This window comes from Kitasatospora sp. NPDC091207 (assembly GCF_044768625.1).
Classification (GTDB): domain Bacteria; phylum Actinomycetota; class Actinomycetes; order Streptomycetales; family Streptomycetaceae; genus Kitasatospora.
Genome location: NZ_JBIVVS010000002.1, coordinates 200727 through 214178, shown reverse-complemented (window position 1 = coordinate 214178; position 13452 = coordinate 200727). Strand labels below are relative to the sequence as shown.

Annotated in this window: 11 protein-coding genes; 5 read left to right on the top strand and 6 right to left on the bottom strand. The window is 75.6% G+C overall.

What is annotated here, in order from left to right; translation table 11 throughout:
* Window positions 1-9 precede the first annotated feature (9 nt).
* Window positions 10-2259 (top strand): SpoIIE family protein phosphatase, encoded by a 2250-nt coding sequence (locus ACIQTO_RS05610; RefSeq protein WP_402383282.1) that lies wholly within the window; start codon window positions 10-12, stop codon window positions 2257-2259.
* A gap of 92 nt (window positions 2260-2351) precedes the next feature.
* Here the strand turns inward: ACIQTO_RS05610 and ACIQTO_RS05605 are convergent, their stop codons facing one another.
* The 5 genes from ACIQTO_RS05605 to ACIQTO_RS05585 all read right to left on the bottom strand — a co-directional run bounded on the left by ACIQTO_RS05605 (window position 2352) and on the right by ACIQTO_RS05585 (window position 7540).
* The gene (locus tag ACIQTO_RS05605) at window positions 2352-3389 is read right to left on the bottom strand and encodes a DUF2637 domain-containing protein (protein WP_402383279.1); all 1038 of its coding nucleotides are present in this window, start codon (window positions 3387-3389) and stop codon (window positions 2352-2354) included.
* Between the two features lie 201 nt (window positions 3390-3590).
* On the bottom strand, window positions 3591-4550 hold the full coding sequence (locus ACIQTO_RS05600; RefSeq protein ID WP_402383276.1) for a (2Fe-2S)-binding protein: 960 nt from the start codon (window positions 4548-4550) through the stop codon (window positions 3591-3593).
* A 166-nt stretch (window positions 4551-4716) separates the two neighbouring features.
* On the bottom strand, window positions 4717-5577 hold the full coding sequence (locus ACIQTO_RS05595) for a hypothetical protein (RefSeq protein WP_402383274.1): 861 nt from the start codon (window positions 5575-5577) through the stop codon (window positions 4717-4719).
* Between the two features lie 290 nt (window positions 5578-5867).
* Window positions 5868-6722 carry a hypothetical protein gene (locus ACIQTO_RS05590; protein ID WP_402383272.1) on the bottom strand — a complete coding sequence of 285 codons (855 nt, stop codon included), beginning with the start codon at window positions 6720-6722 and terminating at the stop codon, window positions 5868-5870.
* Window positions 6723-6910: 188 nt separating this feature from the next.
* On the bottom strand, window positions 6911-7540 hold the full coding sequence (locus ACIQTO_RS05585; RefSeq protein WP_402383270.1) for an NTP transferase domain-containing protein: 630 nt from the start codon (window positions 7538-7540) through the stop codon (window positions 6911-6913).
* A 145-nt stretch (window positions 7541-7685) separates the two neighbouring features.
* Between ACIQTO_RS05585 and moaA the strand changes: the two genes are divergently transcribed.
* Window positions 7686-8681, top strand: coding sequence for a GTP 3',8-cyclase MoaA (gene moaA / locus ACIQTO_RS05580; protein WP_402383267.1), 996 nt, complete (start codon window positions 7686-7688; stop codon window positions 8679-8681).
* A 38-nt stretch (window positions 8682-8719) separates the two neighbouring features.
* Here moaA and ACIQTO_RS05575 read toward each other — a convergent pair whose 3' ends face one another.
* Complete coding sequence (locus ACIQTO_RS05575; protein ID WP_402383265.1) at window positions 8720-9751, bottom strand: GlxA family transcriptional regulator; 1032 nt, start codon at window positions 9749-9751, stop codon at window positions 8720-8722.
* Window positions 9752-9875: 124 nt separating this feature from the next.
* Between ACIQTO_RS05575 and ACIQTO_RS05570 the strand changes: the two genes are divergently transcribed.
* The 3 genes from ACIQTO_RS05570 (at window position 9876) to ACIQTO_RS05560 (ending at window position 13392) form a co-directional block, all read left to right on the top strand.
* Entirely contained in the window at window positions 9876-10796 is a 921-nt protein-coding gene (locus tag ACIQTO_RS05570) for an NAD-dependent epimerase/dehydratase family protein (protein WP_402383262.1), read from the top strand.
* A gap of 130 nt (window positions 10797-10926) precedes the next feature.
* Window positions 10927-11679: an HNH endonuclease family protein gene (locus ACIQTO_RS05565; RefSeq protein ID WP_402383260.1), complete on the top strand. Its 753-nt coding sequence runs from the start codon at window positions 10927-10929 to the stop codon at window positions 11677-11679.
* A 99-nt stretch (window positions 11680-11778) separates the two neighbouring features.
* Window positions 11779-13392, top strand: a complete 1614-nt coding sequence (locus ACIQTO_RS05560) for an alpha/beta hydrolase (protein WP_402383259.1) — start codon at window positions 11779-11781, stop codon at window positions 13390-13392.
* Window positions 13393-13452 lie beyond the last annotated feature (60 nt).

Below are 13452 nucleotides of genomic sequence, written 5' to 3'. Positions count from 1 at the left end.
AGGAGCAGCATGCCCACTGAGCCCGAGTCACCGGGGCCGGCGCTTCCTCCCGGCCAGTCCACGGCCGGGTCGGGGCGGGCGAGACCACCCGCCCAGGCGGTGCGCAGGCACGCGTTGCGAACGGCGCCCGGGCTGGCCGCGGGCCGGCTGGCGCCGATGCTCTCGGGTGGCCTGCCCGTCGCCTCGGGGGACTCCACGCCGGACTGGCTGGAGCCCGCGATGGCCGCCAACGGCATCGGCTCCTTCGACTGGGACATCCGCCGCGACGTCCTGGAGGGTGACCAGCGGGCCTGCGCGATCATGGGCCTGGACTCGGCCGCGCGGGACCGTTTCGACCGCACCTCCGCCTCCTTCCTGTCCCTGCTGCACCCCGAGGACGCGCCCGTGGTGCGCCGCCGGGTCGAGCGCGCGGTCGCCGAGCTCGGCCAGTGCGGCGCCTACTACCGCACCGTCGGGCCGAGCGGGTCGATGCGCGCCGTGCGGTTCCGCGGCCGGGTCCTCGCCGACGCCTTCGGCCGGGCCTCGCGGATGGTCGGCTTCATCTGGGACGCCACCGTCGAACTGCGCAAGCGCGACCGCGCCGACCGGATGGCCCTGCTGCGGGAGGACCGCTCGCGGTTCATCAAGGAGGCCGCCCGCGCGCTCTCCGAGGCCGTCACCGTCCGCGACGTGGCCCGCGTCTTCACCGAGCTCCCGCTGCCCGGGCTGCCGCCGGACGGCCTGGTCCTGGCCTCCTTCGAGTCCGGCCGGGTGCAGATCCTCGGCGCCTCCGGCTACCGGCCGGAGGAGCTGTCCTTCTGGGACCGCTCGGTGCTGCCGGCCGACCACCCGGCGGCCGAGGCGCTGCGCACCCGGGCACCGGTCTTCATCGCCAGCCGCGAGGAGTTCCTGGAGCGCTACGCGAAGGTGTGGACGCCGACCAGCCGGACCGGCCGCAGTTCCTGGGCGTTCCTGCCGCTGGTCGCCAGCGGCCGGCCGATCGGGGTCTGCCTGGTCAGCTTCGACGACGACCGCCAGCTGGACGCCGACGAGCGCACCCTGCTCTCGACCCTCGGCGGCCTGGTCGCCCAGTCGCTGGCCCGGGCCCGGCTGCACGACGCCGAGCACGAGCTGGCGGCCGGCCTGCAGCGGGTGATGCTGCCGCGCAACGTGCCGTCGGTGCCCGGTGTGACCACCGCCGTCCGGTACCTGGCGGCCGGCTCCGGCCTGCAGATCGGCGGCGACTGGTACGACGTCGTCCCGCTGCCCGGCGGACACGTCGGGCTGGTGATCGGCGACGTCCAGGGACACGACGTGCACGCCGCCGGGATCATGGGCCAGCTGCGGATCGCGCTGCGCGCGTACGCGGCCGAGGGCCACCCGCCGGCCGCCGTGATGGCCCGGGCCTCCCGCTTCCTCGCGGACCTGGACACCGACCACTTCGCCACCTGTACCTACGCCGAGGTGAACGTCGACTACGGCGTCGTCTACGCCGTCCGGGCCGGCCACCTCGACCCGCTGGTCCGCCGGGCCGACGGCACCGCCACCGTGGTCCAGGTCGCCGGCGGGCTGCCGCTGGGCATCGCGCCGGACGAGGAGTACCGGGTCACCCGGTTCAGCCTGGACCCGGGGGAGACGGTGCTGCTCTGCACCGACGGCCTGGTCGAGGCACGCGGGATGGACCTCGACGACGGCATCGCCCGGCTGGCCGAGGTGCTCGCCGGTCCGCTGGCCCGCCGTGACGAGGGCCCGGTCGACCCGCTGGAGGAGCTGGCCGACCGGATCTCCTCCCAGGTCGCCGACTCCAGCGAGCGCGAGGACGACATAGCGCTCCTGCTGCTGCGCTGGGACGGCCCGGAGGGCGGCCTGGCCGCCCAGCAGCTGCGCCGCCGGATCGGGCAGGCGGACCTCGCCCGGATCTCCGAGGTGCGGGCCGAGCTGCGCGACGCGCTGCGCCGCTGGGGCGTGGCGGAGCTGGTGGACACCGCCGAACTGCTCGCCTCCGAGCTGGTCACCAACGCGATCCGGCACACCGACCGGGACGCCATGTTCACCGCCCGGCTCTACCGCGAGTCGGCGGCGGACGGGGGCCGGGCCCGGCTGCGGGTCGAGGTGGAGGACGAGTCCGACCTCTGGCCGACCCGCCGGACGCCGGGGGAGCAGGCCTCCTCCGGGCGCGGGCTGATGCTGGTCGAGGCCCTGGCGGACGCCTGGGGCGTGGAGCCGCGCGGCTCGGGCAAGCGGATGTGGTTCGAGCTCACCGCCACGCCGGCGGCCTGACCGGGCCGGTCCCGGTGGGTCCGACCGGCTCCGGTCGGACCCACCGGGCGGAGCCGCTCGGCCCGCTCGGGCCGGGCCCCGGCCCCGGCGCCTCAGCCGAACTGCTGCTCCAGGTCCTTCAGCTTGCGCTCCAGCGAATCCAGCCGGGGCAGCGCGACGGTGTCCTCCTCCAGGGTGAGGTCGATGGTGCGTCGTTCCGGACGGGCCGGCAGGCCGGGCTGCGCCGCCGGGCCCTCGGCGGCCGACGCGGGCGGCTCGACGGCGGGCCGGTCCGCCGAGGGCCCGCCGGTTATGGCGGACTCCTGGCCGGACTCCAGCTGCCGGGCCGTGCCACGGGTGCGCCAGGCACTGTTGGAGCGGTTGATGGCCCGGATCTCGGCCCGCTCGCGGCGCCCGGCCAGCCGGCGGCGCTCCTTCTCCACGACCTTCTCCCGCTTGTCCTCGCGGACCTCGTCCACCGCCTCGTCCAGGCTGCGGACGCCCTCCAGCAGCATCAGCGACCAGGCCGCGTAGGTCTCGCGCGGAGCGCGCATCCAGCGGACGATCCGGATCTGCGGCAGCGGGCGCGGGACGAGGCCCTGCTCGCGCAGCGCGGCCCGGCGGGTCTGCTTGAGCGCCCGGTCGAACAGCACGGCGGCCGAGAGCGACATCCCCGCGAAGAACTGCGGGGCACCGGCGTGGCCGAAACCGCGCGGGGCGTGCACCCAGTTGAACCAGGCGGACGCGCCGGCGAACAGCCAGACCAGCAGGCGCGAGCCGAACGCGGCGTCACCGTGGCTGGCCTCGCGGACGGCGAGCACGGAGCAGAACATCGCCGCCCCGTCCAGGCCGAACGGGACGAGGTACTCCCAGCCGCCGGAGAGGTTGAGGTTCTGCACCCCGAAACCGACCAGGCCGTGGAAGGAGAGCGCGGCCGCGACGGCGGCGCAGCAGAACAGCAGCGTGTACGAGGCCCCGCCGTACAGGGATTCCTTGCGGCGGCGGCGTTCCTCGGAACGCTCCCAGGAATCCGAGCCGCCCGGGCCGGCGGCGGATCCCCGATTTCGGGCCAGGGCCACCAGCAGGGCGGTGACCAGCAGCGCCGCCACGCCGGTGACGGCCCAACCGAGCGGTATGTCGGACAATTTCATCGCCTGGACCAGCCTCGCTTTCCTGCGTCGTGATGGCGGGGACCATCATGGCGGATGCTCGGCCCGAGAATGGCTGATTCGCCGTCAATGCGCTGAGGAGAGGGATTTCTGACGTGGGAGAAGTCGCATTGTCGTATTAATAAAGGGGCGCTGTTGCCCGGAATTCCGGGCTTTCCCGGCGCGGTCCGGAGGCCGGTGCCGTCAACCCCGCGTGACGCGGGGGCAGCCGCCGCACATCTCCTCGGGCTGCACGGTGTAGACGAGGCAGCAACTGGCCCGGGCACGGTCGGTGCCCGAAGCACTGCCGGTCGCGAAGCCCGCGCCGGGGGTGAAGCAGGGTGCGGACGCGCCGGGCGTGCACGCCCGGGGCGCTGGGGCGCTCGATGCGTACGGTGCGCTCGATGCGGACGGTGTCGAGGGTGTGGACGGCCCGTGCGGTGCGGCCGGGGCCGGTGCGAGCAGGTCGGAGAGTTCGGCCCGGGCCCGTTCCTCCTCGCCGAGCAGCCCGCCGACGTACCAGAGCCCCTCCACCACCGCGTCGGTCGCCATCGCCCAGAGCATCCGCGGGCTGCGGCGCACCGCGGGGCGGAAGGCGGTCAGCACCGGTGCCAGGAAGCCGGCCAGGGCCGCGCGCAGTTCGGCGGCCAGTGCCGCCTCGTCGGCCACCGTGCGGGCGTCGGGCCACCCGGCGGCCGGGTCGTCGGGCAGGCAGACGAAAGCCCCCGGGCGGGCGGTGAGTTCACCGGTGGCGCGGCGGATCGAGACGTCCGCGGGGGCGAGCAGGGGGACCCGGCGCTCCAGGAACCAGGGCAGGGTGAAGAGCAGCGCGGCCGGCCAGGTGAAGCGGTGCAGGCCGAAGCCGGCCGCGACGTCGGGGCGCAGCGGCCGGCCGTACCGGGTCAGCCCCTGCCGGGCGTCGTGGGCGATCAGTTCGCCCAGCGCGTCCGGGCCGGTCAGGAGGTCGGCGCCGGAGATCCAGCCGTCGCCGGCGCGGGGTGCCGCGCTGTGCACCCGCAGCGCGGGGAAGAGCAGGCCGAGTCTGCGGTAGCTGGCGGTGCAGGGTGCCGCCGGGGGTGCGGCCGGCGTGGGGGTGACGGCGTGCGCGGGGGTGGTGCGGGGGGCGTGCGGCGCGGGGCCGGGCCGGGTGCTGCTCGCGGTCATGGGGCGGGCCCTATCGGGTCGACCGGAACCCGTGCCGGACCGTCCGGCCCGTGCCCGGCCGGTTCGACGGTGGCCGGGCCCCGGCCGGCCGGGGCCTGGCGGAGCCCGGGAACGGCAAGGCGAACCTGGCCGGAGTACTGCTCACCCCGGCCAGGTTAGGCTCACCTTAGCTGATAGTTCCCCGAGGTTCGCGTTCGATGCGTCCGTCCGGGGGAGCGCCCGGCGCGCGCACCGCGCTCAGCTGGCGCGCGAGCCAGACCGGCACGCCCCCGAGCGCCTGGACCAGCCTGGCCGCCTCGGCCCGCAGCCGGACCGCCTCGTCCGGTCCGGAGACCTCGGCCAACGCCGCCAGCGCGGGCGCCACCCCGACCGTGAAGCCGAGCTGCTCGCGCAGCCGCAGCGAGGCGTCGAAGCCCTCCCGCGCCCGGTCCTGGTCCCCGGCGGCCTGGGCCAGCGCGGCCAGGTGCCGCCAGGTGTAGGAGCGCAGCAGTTCGTCCCCGCGTTCGGCGGCTCCCTCGTGCGCCCGGCGGTAGGCGATCCAGGCCGCCGTCCGGTCGCGCAGCAGGTTCTCGGCGACCAGCCCCCGGCGGAAGTCCAGCAGCGGCCGCCCGGGGGCGTCCGGCGGCAGCAGCGCGGAGGTGCGTCCGAGCGCCGCCTGTGCTTCGTCCAGCCGGTCGCGTGCGCCGAGCACGCTGGAGACGTACGCCAGGAACCCGCGGGCGCAGGAGGCGCCCGCGCGCTGTTCGGTGCTGGTCACCAGCGCCTCGGCGAGGCGCAGTGCCTGCTCCGCCTGGGTCCAGTTGGCGGCGGTGAACAGGCATTGCTCGATGAGGAGTTCGGCCCGCCCGAGCGCGGCCTCGGGGTCACGCTCGGCGGCCGGGCGTAACAGCTCCGCGGCCTCCTGCCAGCAGGCCCGGGACCGCAGCCGCCATACGGTGTCCCCCGGCTCTCCGGGCGCCGCCCGCCCCCGCGCGTCCCGCTCGTCCCGCCCGTCCCGGCCACTCGGGCCCCATCCGTGCTCCGACAACGCCACCTCCTTGTGCGCGCCATCCAGCAGGACGCCGGCCTCTACCCCCAAGGCCCGCGTTGTGGCGGCAATTCAACACGGGGGTGAGCTTGTGCACCAGATCACGAGCGCAGGTTGTTGCGCGCGGACCCGGTCCCGTGTCGGTCGCTCCCGGGGCGGACGGGGCGGACGGGGCGGCCGGGGTCGTCGGGGCGGGGCGGCGCCGGGTCGGGCGGGGCCGGCGCGGGGTCGGGCGGGGCGGCGCGGGGCGGCTCAGGGGGATCAGGGAGAACGGGGCGGGGCAGGGCGGGTCAGGACGTCCAGCCGGTCTCCATCAGGGCCTCGGCGGCGCCGTTCGCGGGCTGGGGCACTCCGGCCAGGTCCAGACTGAACAGGGCGACCAGCAACTGCTCGCCGCGCACGGTGGCCTGGTGCGAGTAGCCGGCCAGGGTGAACATCGCGGCGGCCATCTCCTCGGCGTGCAGGGTCTGCAGCCAGAGGCACTCCACCGACTTCACGTCGGCCGGCTCGGTCCAGGTGTCCACCTGGGCGACCATCCGGCTGCCCAGCAGGGTGACCCCGTCCCGCTCCTGGGCCTCGGTCAGCTCCAGGTCGTCGAAGCCCAGCCACTCCAGGTAGCGGGCGGCGGTGAACACCGCGTCCTGCGAGGTGCGCACCGGGTGCGGGCGGAACGGCGCGCGCCGCCGCCAGGGCGTGGCCGAGGCGCCGGACCCGCCGGGCGGGGCGGGGACGGGCGTGTTCAACGGGTGGGCCGGGTGCGGGCGGGAGCTCGGCGGGCCGGCGGTGCCGAGCCGGCCGGTGGTCGCGCTGCCGCCGAGGCGGGTGGTGCGGTCCACCGGCAGCCGGACGGTGGCGCCGCAGTTGCAGGTGAACTCGGGCTGCGGCCACTGGTCGGAGCGGCCGCAGTGCGGGCAGCGCATGTTCAGCCAGGAGTCCTCCCAGGACCGGAACCGCACCTGTACCGGAACGCCGCCGCGCAGCAGCGGCACCTTGAGCGAGGCGCCGCACGGGCAGGGCAGCGACGGCGGCTCGTAGAGGTGCTCGCGCCGACAGGCGGGGCAGCGGATCGCCCGGGCGCCACCGCCCGCCACCGGCCCGTGCTGCGCGGGGTCGCGTCCGGTGAAGTCGTCGGGCAGTCCGGACATCGCGGGGCACCGTCCGTTCGAATCGAGGGGAAGGACGTGTCCCATGCTCCCCGAAACCCGGGGGCCGCGGCGCGGAATGGGGCAATCCTCAGGGACAGATCAGGGGTGTGCGGTCGATCCCTCGTCGGAGAGGAGGAGCCCGTGCCACCCCGCAGGGGGACCGGGTGCCCGTCCGGACCGGAGGATGATCACCCGGCCGCCCATCGGGCGAGGTCGGCAGGGGTGTCCAGGTCGTCGGGGACGGCGATGTCGGCGCACTCGACCAGCGTGATCCCGTCGGCGTGCGCCGCCAGCAGGGCGCGTGCGCCGGAGTCCCCGGTCGCGCCCGCCGCCGCCTCGGCGAAGTGCCGGGCGCCGATCAGGACCGGGTGCCCGCGCCGCCCCTCGTAGGCCGCCGCCGCCAGTTCGGCACCGGCCCGGTGGGCGGCCAGCAGCCGGCCCACCGCCGCCGCGGTGACCCCGGGGGTGTCCACCAGCATCACCAGGACGGCCGAGGCCTCGGGCGCCAGCGCGTCCAGGCCGGCACGCAGCGAGGAGCCCATCCCGCCGGCCCAGTCCGGATTGGCCACCAGCCGGCACTCCGGCAGGTGGGCGGTGGACCGCACCTGCTCGCCGGCCGCGCCCAGCACCACCGTCACCGACGCGCAGCCGCCGGCCCGGACCACCGCCACCGCGTGCTCCACCAGCGGCCGCCCCCGGTACCGGATCAGCGCCTTCGGCCGGCCGCCGAGCCGCCGCCCGCCCCCGGCGGCCAGCACCAGGGCGGCGACCGGCCGTTCACCACCCGTCCGGCCACTGGTCCCCGTGCTGTCGCGCATGGGCCCAGCCTGCCCGTCCGGGGGCCCGCGCGCAGCAGGAGGAAGCCACAGTTGTACGAATGCACAAGGAGAACCCGCAGGTCGGGGCAGCTCCCCGGTGGTTCGGCCGCTGGTTTCTCCGCCCGGCTGCCCCTGTACTGGGCCGATGAACACCGCACCGCGCCCGCTGCTGGACCGCTTCGGCAGGGTCCACACCGACCTGCGGGTCTCGCTCACCGACCGCTGCAACCTGCGCTGCACCTACTGCATGCCGGCCGAGGGCCTCGCCTGGCTCCCGAAGGCCGAGGTGCTGAGCGACGACGAGGTGGTCCGGCTGGCGCGGATCGCGGTCGGGCGGCTGGGCATCGGCACGATCCGGCTGACCGGGGGCGAACCGTTGCTGCGCCGCGGCCTGCCGGAGCTGATCGGGCGGATCACCGCCCTCGGCCCCGAGGTCTCGCTGACCACCAACGGCATCGGTCTGGCCCGCACCGCCGGGGCGCTGCACCAGGCCGGGCTGCACCGGGTGAACGTCAGCCTGGACACCCTGCGCCCCGAGCGGTACGCCGCGATCACCCGCCGGGACCGGATCGCCGACGTCCTCGCCGGCCTGGCCGCCGCGCAGGCCGCCGGCCTCGCGCCGGTGAAGGTCAACGCGGTGCCGGTGCGCGGTGTCAACGACGACGAGATCCTCGACCTGGTCGAGTTCGCCGCCGGGCACGGCTACCGGATGCGGTTCATCGAATCCATGCCGCTGGACGCGCAGGGCGCCTGGGACCGGGCGACGATGGTCACCGCCGACGAGATCCTGGCCGTCCTCGGCACCCGCTGGGACCTCGTCCCGGTCGGCCGGCACGGGAACGCGCCGGCCGAGGAGTGGCGGATCGCCGGCACCGACACCGTGGTCGGTGTGATCGCCTCCGTCACCCGCCCGTTCTGCGGCGGCTGCGACCGCGTCCGGCTCACCGCCGACGGCCAGTTGCGCAACTGCCTGTTCGCCACCGAGGAGTCCGACCTGCGCGCGCTGCTGCGCGGCGGCGCCGACGACGACCGGATCGAGGCGGCCTGGCGGGCCACCATCGCCCGCAAGGGCCCGGGCCACGCGATCAATTCGGCCGGCTTCGTCCAGCCGGACCGGCCGATGTCCGCGATCGGGGGGTGACCCCGGCGGCCGCTCCGACCGCGTACCGCCCGGGCGGGTCACCGTGCCGGACGGGCGAAGTGCGTGCGGTAGGTGCGCGGCGTCATGCCGATCCGCTGGAGCAGGTGGCGGCGCAGCGAGTCGGCGGTGCCGAAGCCCGCGCGGCCGGCGACCAGGTCGACCGGGAGCCCGGTGGACTCCAGCAGTTCGCGGGCCCGCTCGATCCGTTGGGTCAGCAGCCACTGGAGCGGCGTGGCGCCGACCTCGGCCCGGAAACGGCGGTTGAGGGTGCGGACGCTGACACCGGCGTGGGCGGCCAGGGCACTCAGCGTCAGCGGCGCGTCCAGCCGTTCCAGCGCCCAGGCGCGGGTGGCGGTCAGCGAACTGCCGTCCGCCGCCGACACCGGGGACGGCAGGGCCTGGTCCTGGCCGCCGTCCCGGACGGCCGAGACCACCGCGAGCCGGGCCACCGCGTTGGCCACCGCCGCGCCGTGGTCGGTGCGGACCATGTGCAGGCAGAGGTCGATGCCGGCGGTCAGCCCGGCCGAGGTCAGGACCGGGCCGTCCTCGACGAACAGGGCCCGCGGGCGGACCCGGACGGACGGGAAGCGGTGCCCGAGCGCGCCGGCCTGCACCCAGTACGTGGTGGCGCTGCGCCCGTCCAGCAGACCGGCCTGGGCCAGCACGAACGCGCCGGTGCAGATGGACGCGAGGCGGGCACCGCGCCGGGCCGCCGCGCGCAGCGCCTCCAGGACCCGTTCGTCCGCCTCGGTGCGGGCGCCGGAGCCGGTGACCATGACGGTGTCCGCCTCCTCCAGCGCGTCCAGGCCGTGCGGGACGACCACCTGGAGGCTGCCGGTGGTCGCCACCGGGCCGGGGTCGGGGGTGCAGATCCGCACCTCGTAGGCGGGCCGGCCGTCCAGCTCGGCGGCGCCGAAGACGAGTTCGGGGATGGAGAGGTCGAAGGCGGTCACCGGCGGCACGGCGACCACCGCGATCCGGTGCGGCCCCGGCCGCGTCACCGGCCGCTCGGACTCCGTCACGGGCAGCACCCGGGACGACGGCGGCACCTGCGACGACGGTGACGGCATGGCCAGAACCTCCGGAAGCTCGGCAGCCGGGTCCCTGTTCCCCCACCCCGCCCGGCCGCAGAGTGGATCACGGCGGCGCGCCTCTGACGCCGCGACACCACCCCTGGCAACTCCGGAGCATCCCATGGACTTCCACGTCGTCGTCGGCGCGGGCCCCACCGGCACCGCGACCGCCCGCCGGCTCGCCGAATCGGGCGGGGCGGTCCGCCTGGTCACCCGGCGCGGCACCGGCCCCGAGCATCCCGGCATCGAGCGGATCGCCGCCGACGCCACCGACGCCGACCGGCTCACCGCGCTCACCGAGGGCGCCGCCTCCCTGGTCAACTGCGCCGCCCCGCCGTACCACCGCTGGCCGGAGGAGTTCCCGCCGCTCGCGGCCGCGCTGCTCACCACCGCCGAACGCACCGGCGCCGGCCTGGTCCTGCTGGGCAACGTCTACGGCTACGGCCCGGTGGACGGTCGCATCGAGGAGGACCGCCCGGCGGCCCCGACCAGTCGCAAGGGCGCGCTGCGGGCCGGGATCTGGGCCGACGCGCTGGCCGCGCACCGGGCCGGCCGGATCCGGGCCACCGAGGTCCGGGCCAGCGACTTCCTGGGGGCGGGCGCCGGATCCCTGTTCCAGCTGATGACGGCCCCGGCGGTGGTGGCCGGTGAGCCGGCCCGCTACCCGGCCGACCTGGACGCGCCGCACAGCTGGAGCTACCTCGGTGACGTGGCGGCCACCCTGGTCGCCGCCGCCCGCGGCGACACCGCCTGGGGCCGGGCCTGGCACGTGCCCAGCACCGGCGAGGTGTCCGCCCGGGAGCTGGCCGGGCGGCTGGCGAGGGCGGCGGGCGCGGCCGGGCCCCGGCTGACCGCGGTCTCGTCCCAGGAGCTGGCCCGGCTCGGCGAGGACGACCGGATCCTGGCCGAAGTGGTCGAGATGGACTACCTGTTGTACCGCCCGCTGCTGCTCGACTCGGCGCGGACGGAGCGCGCGCTGGGCGTCTCCCGGACACCGCTCGACCAGGTGGTCGAGGAGACGGCGCGCGCACTGCGGCGCTGACCGGCGGCGGGCGGGCGCCGGAGTGTGAGCTTCGACATGCTCGAACGCTCCGCGCTGCGCCGCCTTGACGGTGTGTGGGGCGGCTGGTCTGCTGGGTCGCCGTCAACCACCCCCCAGCCCGGGAGTCTCCGTGCCCGCCCGCCGCACCGCCCTGTCCGCCGCCGTCGTCTTCCTGATATCCACCCTGGCGCTGGCCGGTTGCTCCGGGGGTGCCGGCAAGCCGGCCGCCGACGCGGCCGGGCCGGCCGGCGGGGGCACCAGCCCGCTGCAGAACCCCGACGGCACCCGGCCCGGCCTCGCGCCGCTGACCTCGCCCGAGGACCGGAGGGCCGGGCGGGCCGTCATCGCGAGGGTCGCCACCGCCGCCGCCGGCCCCAAGGACGGCTACGACCGCAACGAGTTCGGCCCGGCCTGGACGGACAACGTGGACGGCGTTCCCGGCGGTCACAACAACTGCGACACCCGCAACGACCTGCTGGCCCGGGACGGCCGGGCGGTCGAGCACAAGGACGGGTCGAACTGCACCGTCACCGCGATGACCATCGACGACCCGTACACCGGCAAGACCGTCCGGTGGAGCAAGCAGCAGGCCTCGAAGATCCAGATCGACCATGTGATGCCGCTCTCCTACGACTGGCAGATGGGCGCGTCGAAGTGGGACAAGGCCAAGCGCGTCCAGATCGCCAACGACCCGCTCAACCTCATCCCGGCGGACGGCTCGCAGAACGCCTCCAAGGGTGACTCCGGCCCGGCCACCTGGCTCCCGGCCAACACCACGATCCGCTGCTCGTACGCGGTGCGCTTCGCCCAGGTCTCGCTGAAGTACCAACTGCCCGTCACCGAGGCCGACAAGAAGGCCATGCTGCAGCAGTGCGACGGCTGAGGAAACGTTTCGTCTGCCTTTGTCCCCATTCACCCCCGCTGTGGCGGCAACGATGTGACCCGTGTCAGGACCGGGTGATATGCGTGTGTGGTGCACTCGATGATCACCCGGTTCTCACGGGGCGCCCTGCCGGTCGCCGTCACCGCCGCGCTCCTGGCCGGCTGCACCAGTTCGACCGGATCCGGCGACGCGGCCCGCGGCACGTCCTCCCGGGGCGGGGCCGCGGCGCCGACCCGCCCCGTGACCCCGGCCTCCGAGGCCACCCCGGGGCCGGCCCCGACCGCCGCGGTGGACCCGGCGCTCAGGCCGTTCTACGGTCAGCGGATCGACTGGGCCCCCTGCGCCGACGGCCCGAAGTCCGACGCGGTCGACGAACCGGTGATCCAGTGCGGCACGCTCAAGGTCCCGCTGGACTACGCGAACCCGGCCGACGACACCCTGGACGTGGCCGTCGTCCGCAACCCCGCCGGCAAGCGGGACCAGCGGATCGGCTCCCTGCTCGTCAACCCCGGCGGGCCCGGCGGCTCCGGCGTCGACATGATCAGGAACGACCCCGGGCAGTTCGACGGCCCGCTCCACGACCGCTTCGACACGATCGGCTTCGACCCGCGCGGCGTCGGCCTCACCACCGCGGTGAACTGCCTGGACGACAAGGACCGTGACGCGTGGGTCACCGCCGACGCGCCGGGAGCCGAACGGGGCAAGGTGCTCGCCGACGCCTGCCAGGCCAAGTACGCCAAGGTGCTGCCCTTCATCGGCACCCGCAACACCGCCCGCGACATGGACGTCCTGCGGGCGGTGGTGGGCGACGAGAAGCTCAACTACCTCGGCCTGTCCTACGGCACCTACCTCGGCAGCCTCTACGCCGAGGAGTTCCCCGACCGGGTCGGCCGGCTGGTGCTGGACGGCGCGGTCGACCCGTCCGTGCCGCTCGTCCAGCAGAACATCGAGCAGTACGCCGAGTTCGAGCGCGCGCTCCAGGCCTTCGCCGCGTACTGCGCGGAACAGGACCAGTGTCCGCTCGGCAGGGACCAGGCCGCGGCCGCCGACAAGCTCGCCGACTTCCTCGACGGGCTCAAGCAGAAGCCGCTCACCACCGCGAGCGGGCGCGATCTCACCGCCAACGCGGGCTGGGCCGGCGTCATCGACAGCCTCTACGGCGACGAGAAGGCCCGGGACTCCCTGCGCGACGACCTCGGCCTGGCGATGGCCCGGGGCGAGGGCGACAACCTGCTCGCGCGCGCCGACGGGTACAACCACCGCGACAGCGAAGGCCACTACGACGTCTCGGCCGACGCCTACGCCGCCATCCACTGCGCCGACGGCGACGCCGGCGCGCCGACCGGCGAGGCACTTCGGGCCGCCTACGCCGAGATGGCGGCCGGGGCCCCGCTGATCAGCCGGCACGACCCGAGCCTGGCGCTGTTCGACCCCGACTGCCGGGCCTGGCCGTTCCGGCCGGCCGAGCGGCCGGGCCCGATCACGACGACGAGCGGGGCCACCATCGTCGTGGTCGGCTCGACCGGTGACACGGTGACGCCCTACGCCTGGGCCGAGAACCTCACCGCCCAGCTCGGCAAGGCCGTCCTGCTCACCCGCGAGGGCGAGGGCCACACCGCCTACAGCCGGAGCGCGTGCATCCGCGCCTCGGTCGACACCTTCCTGACCGACGGCATCCCGCCGGCCGCCGGGACGCGGTGCCTGACCGACTGATCCGTGCCGCACCGCACGGAGGGGACGCGCCGCAGGCTCGCGGTGCGTCCCCTCCGTGCG

Coding starts and splice junctions, on each gene's coding strand:
- moaA (WP_402383267.1), top strand. CDS start 7,686: ATGAACACCGCACCGCGCCCGCTGCTGGACCGCTTCGGCAGGGTCCAC.
- ACIQTO_RS05585 (WP_402383270.1), bottom strand. CDS start 7,540: ATGCGCGACAGCACGGGGACCAGTGGCCGGACGGGTGGTGAACGGCCG.
- ACIQTO_RS05570 (WP_402383262.1), top strand. CDS start 9,876: ATGGACTTCCACGTCGTCGTCGGCGCGGGCCCCACCGGCACCGCGACC.
- ACIQTO_RS05575 (WP_402383265.1), bottom strand. CDS start 9,751: ATGCCGTCACCGTCGTCGCAGGTGCCGCCGTCGTCCCGGGTGCTGCCC.
- ACIQTO_RS05560 (WP_402383259.1), top strand. CDS start 11,779: ATGATCACCCGGTTCTCACGGGGCGCCCTGCCGGTCGCCGTCACCGCC.
- ACIQTO_RS05605 (WP_402383279.1), bottom strand. CDS start 3,389: ATGAAATTGTCCGACATACCGCTCGGTTGGGCCGTCACCGGCGTGGCG.
- ACIQTO_RS05590 (WP_402383272.1), bottom strand. CDS start 6,722: ATGTCCGGACTGCCCGACGACTTCACCGGACGCGACCCCGCGCAGCAC.
- ACIQTO_RS05600 (WP_402383276.1), bottom strand. CDS start 4,550: ATGACCGCGAGCAGCACCCGGCCCGGCCCCGCGCCGCACGCCCCCCGC.
- ACIQTO_RS05610 (WP_402383282.1), top strand. CDS start 10: ATGCCCACTGAGCCCGAGTCACCGGGGCCGGCGCTTCCTCCCGGCCAG.